Origin of the sequence: Streptomyces murinus, assembly GCF_002154555.1 — a bacterium.
GTDB classification, from domain to species: domain Bacteria; phylum Actinomycetota; class Actinomycetes; order Streptomycetales; family Streptomycetaceae; genus Streptomyces; species Streptomyces murinus.
Genome location: NZ_MUNF01000612.1, coordinates 1 through 4,085, shown reverse-complemented (window position 1 = coordinate 4,085; position 4,085 = coordinate 1). Strand labels below are relative to the sequence as shown.

Below are 4,085 nucleotides of genomic sequence, written 5' to 3'. Positions count from 1 at the left end.
CGCCCCACCACTCCTCGGCGCCGGCCCGGTGGTCCCACTCCAGTTCGGCGGCCCGGGGCGCGTCGAACCCGGCCTCGGCGAGCAGCGCGGCCAGTCCGTCGGGGGTGCGGGGGAAGTCCTCGGCGGGGTCGAGACGGGGCAGATACGCGGGCGGTACGGCGCCGCCCGCGGCGCAGGCCCGGCCCAGCAGGTCCTGTCCCGCGCCGCGCCGGGTGCCCCACAGGGTCAGCGCGATCCGGCCGCCGGGGCGCAGCACGCGGCGCAGCTCGGTGAGGGCGGCGCGTGGGCGGCCGACGTGGTTGAGCACGAAGTTGCCGACTACGGCGTCGAACTCTCCGTCCGGGAAGGGCAGTTCGGGCAGTACGGCGACCTCGGCGGCGATGCCGTGCAGGCGGGCCCGCGCCACCATGTCCGGGTCGGCGTCCACGGCCCGTACCCGCGCGTCCCGCTCCCGTGCCGCGCGGGCGGCGGTGCCGGTGCCGGTGCCGACGTCCAGCACCTTGGTGCCGGCCGCGACCCGCGCCGCGTCCAGCAGCCGCGGCACCGGATGGGCGCACAGCCGCCCGAAGCTCGCCTCGTACGCCCGTGCCCGTCCCGCCCACATGGCCCGCTCGGCGGCGTCGAAGGCCGCGGTCACCCCGGAAGTGATCATGCGAGCACCCTGCCGCAGCAGGCGGCACATGTTCAAGGGCACCCTGCGCGGGTGCCCTTGAACGAGGTCACGGTGCCCAGGTCACATCCGGGCGCCGGCCATCGCGCGGCACATCTCGGCGCACTTGCGACACGCGTCCGCACAGCGCATCAGCTGCTTGTCGTCCGGCATGGACATACACGCCTCGGCGGCCATGTCGCACGCCTTGGCGCACATCGCGCACATCTCGCCCGACATGGGCGAGCGGCGCATCATCATGTCGGCGCACATCCGGGTCGTCTCGGAGCAGTCCATGAGCGCGCGCATGATCTGCATCTGCGCCTGCCCGCCCTGCTGCATGCAGGAGCTCATGGTCTCCTCGCAGATGCTGTGGCAGTTCATGCAGGCCTCGATGCAGTCCTGCATCTGCTTGGTCATGGCGGGCATCGTCGTTCCGGGCTGGGCCATGGCTCCTCCTCGGAGCAGGGGGACCCGGGATCGGGTCCCGTGTGCTTCCGTCCTACGTCGCCCGCCCCGCCCCCGCATGTGACCGACCGGTCGTAAGGCCCCCGGAACGCACGGAAGGCGCCCCGCGGGACGCCTTCCGGTACCGCTGACGGGCTACGGCAGGTTGCGCGCCATGACGATGCGCTGGACCTGGTTGGTGCCCTCGTAGATCTGGGTGATCTTGGCGTCGCGCATCATGCGCTCGACCGGGTAGTCGCGGGTGTAGCCGTAGCCGCCGAGGAGCTGGACGGCGTCGGTGGTGACCTCCATGGCGACGTCTGAGGCGAAGCACTTGGCGGCGGCGCCCAGGTAGGTGAGGTCGGCGTCGCCGCGCTCGGAGGCGGCGGCGGCCTGGTAGGTGAGGGCGCGGGCGGCGGAGATCTTCATCGACATGTCCGCGAGCATGAACTGGATGCCCTGGAAGTCGGCGATCGCCTTGCCGAACTGCTTGCGCTCCTGGACGTAGCCCTTGGCGTAGTCGAGGGCGCCCTGCGCGACACCGAGCGCCTGGGCGGCGATGGTGATGCGGGTGTGGTCCAGGGTCTTCATCGCCGTCATGAAGCCCGTGCCCTCCTCGCCGATCATGCGGTCGGCGGGGATGCGGACGTTGTCGAAGTAGACCTCGCGGGTCGGGGAACCCTTGATGCCGAGCTTCTTCTCGGGGGCGCCGAAGGAGACGCCCTCGTCCGACTTCTCGACCACGAAGGCGGAGATGCCCTTGGAGCGCTTGGTCGGGTCGGTGACGGCCATGACCGTGTAGTACTCGGAGACGCCCGCGTTGGTGATCCAGCGCTTGACGCCGTTGAGGATCCAGTGGTCGCCGTCGCGGACCGCCTTGGTCTTCATACCGGCCGCGTCCGAACCGGCGTCCGGCTCGGAGAGGCAGTACGAGAACATCGCGTCGCCCTTGGCCAGCGGGCCCAGGTACTTCTTCTTCAGCTCCTCGGAGCCGGAGAGGATCACCGGGAGCGAGCCCAGCTTGTTCACCGCGGGGATCAGGGAGGAGGACACACAGGCGCGGGCCACCTCCTCGATCACGATGACCGTGGCGAGCGCGTCGGCGCCGGCGCCGCCGTACTCCTCCGGGACGTGCACGGCGTGCATGTCGTTGGCCACCAGGGCGTCGAGGGCCTCCTGCGGGAAGCGGGCCTCCTCGTCCACCGCGGCGGCGTACGGCGCGATCTTCGCCTCGACCAGGGAGCGGAGGGCGTCGCGGAGCATGTCGTGCTCCTCGGACGGGCGGTACAGGTCGAAGTCAGCCGATCCGGCCAAGGTCTCTCACGCTCCAAAGACGCAGTGATGGTGACGCATCACGGACATTACAAACGCTAACTACCGTTAAGTAACTCAAATTTTAGAGCCCCGGCCCCAGGACGCCTACGTGAGGTTGGCGACAGCGGGAAAGTTGCCCCCCGAGCGGCCCGGCTATGCTCGGGCCCGCACGAGAGAATCCCCGAGCTGGAGCGCGTCCATGAGCCTGAAGATCACCGTGATCGGCACCGGGTATCTCGGCGCCACCCACGCCGCGGCCATGGCCGAGCTGGGATTCGAGGTGCTGGGCCTGGATGTCGTACCCGAGAAGATCGCCATGCTGGAGCGTGGCGAGACCCCGATGTACGAGCCGGGGCTCGAAGAGCTGCTGCGCCGGCATGTGGCCGGGATCGAGGGGTCGACCGGGCGGCTGCGCTTCACCACCGACTGGGCCGAGATCGGCGCCTTCGGCGATGTGCACTTCGTGTGTGTGAACACCCCGCAGAAGCACGGCGAGTACGCCTGCGACATGTCGTACGTCGACTCCGCGATCGCCTCCCTCGCCCCGCATCTGCGCGGCCCGGCCCTGGTGGTCGGCAAGTCCACGGTGCCGGTGGGCTCGGCCGAACGGCTGGCCGCCTACCTCGCCGAGCACTCCCCCGCGGGCGGCGACGCCGAGCTGGCCTGGAACCCGGAGTTCCTGCGGGAGGGCTTCGCCGTCGAGGACACCCTGCACCCGGACCGGATCGTGGTCGGGGTGCGCGGCGAGCGGGCCGAGAAGCTGCTGCGCGAGGTGTACGCGACGCCGATCGGCGAGGGCACCCCCTTCGTCGTCACCGACTTCCCGACCGCCGAGCTGGTGAAGACCGCCGCCAACTCCTTCCTCGCCACCAAGATCTCCTTCATCAACGCGATGGCGGAGGTCTGCGAGGCGGGCGGCGGCGACGTGGCCAAGCTGGCGGAGGCGATCGGGCACGACGACCGGATCGGCAGCAAGTTCCTGCGCGCCGGGATCGGTTTCGGCGGCGGCTGCCTGCCCAAGGACATCCGGGCGTTCATGGCCCGCGCCGGTGAGCTGGGCGCGGACCAGGCGCTGACCTTCCTGCGGGAGATCGACTCCATCAACATGCGCCGGCGCGGCCAGATGGTGGAGATGGCCCGCGAGGCGCTGGGCGGCGGCTCCTTCCTCGGCAAGCGGGTCGCGGTGCTCGGCGCCACCTTCAAGCCCGACTCGGACGACGTCCGCGACTCGCCCGCGCTGAACGTGGCGGGCCAGATACACCTCCAGGGCGGTCAGGTGACCGTGTACGACCCGAAGGGCATGGACAACGCCCGGCGGGTGTTCCCGACGCTGGGGTACGCGGCCACGGCCCTGGACGCCGTGCGCGGTGCGGACGTCGTGCTGCATCTGACCGAGTGGCGCGAGTTCCGCGAGCTGGACCCGGCGGAGCTGGGCGCGGCCGCGGCGGCCCGGGTGCTGCTCGACGGGCGCAACACCCTCGACCCGGAGCTGTGGCGCCGGGCGGGCTGGACGTACCGGGCGATGGGGCGGCCCACTGCCTGACGGGCGAACGCCCGAGGGACACGGACTCGGCGCCGGTTCGGCGCACACGAAAACGGCGCTGGTTCGGCCGAGGCTCAGTCGGCCGAACCGGCGCCGTTCCGCATTTTGCCCCAGCCCCCTGTGCCCCAGAGC

General features: G+C 71.1%; 4 protein-coding genes. 1 reads left to right on the top strand and 3 read right to left on the bottom strand.

Annotated elements, in window-relative coordinates; genetic code table 11:
- From CCN72_RS31195 to CCN72_RS31185, 3 genes are all read right to left on the bottom strand, one after another.
- Positions 1-652 (bottom strand): class I SAM-dependent methyltransferase (locus tag CCN72_RS31195; protein WP_244174568.1); only part of this gene is annotated, 652 nt, incomplete at its 3' end.
- Positions 653-733: 81 nt separating this feature from the next.
- Entirely contained in the window at positions 734-1,099 is a 366-nt protein-coding gene (locus CCN72_RS31190; RefSeq protein ID WP_086811449.1) for a four-helix bundle copper-binding protein, read from the bottom strand.
- Positions 1,100-1,252: 153 nt separating this feature from the next.
- Positions 1,253-2,410: an acyl-CoA dehydrogenase family protein gene (locus CCN72_RS31185; protein ID WP_086811447.1), complete on the bottom strand. Its 1,158-nt coding sequence runs from the start codon at positions 2,408-2,410 to the stop codon at positions 1,253-1,255.
- Positions 2,411-2,609: 199 nt separating this feature from the next.
- Here CCN72_RS31185 and CCN72_RS31180 point away from each other — a divergent pair, with 199 nt between their 5' ends.
- Positions 2,610-3,953 (top strand): UDP-glucose dehydrogenase family protein, encoded by a 1,344-nt coding sequence (locus CCN72_RS31180; RefSeq protein ID WP_086811445.1) that lies wholly within the window; start codon positions 2,610-2,612, stop codon positions 3,951-3,953.
- The last annotated feature ends 132 nt before the right edge of the window (positions 3,954-4,085 follow it).

Coding starts and splice junctions, on each gene's coding strand:
- CCN72_RS31190 (WP_086811449.1), bottom strand. CDS start 1,099: ATGGCCCAGCCCGGAACGACGATGCCCGCCATGACCAAGCAGATGCAG.
- CCN72_RS31180 (WP_086811445.1), top strand. CDS start 2,610: ATGAGCCTGAAGATCACCGTGATCGGCACCGGGTATCTCGGCGCCACC.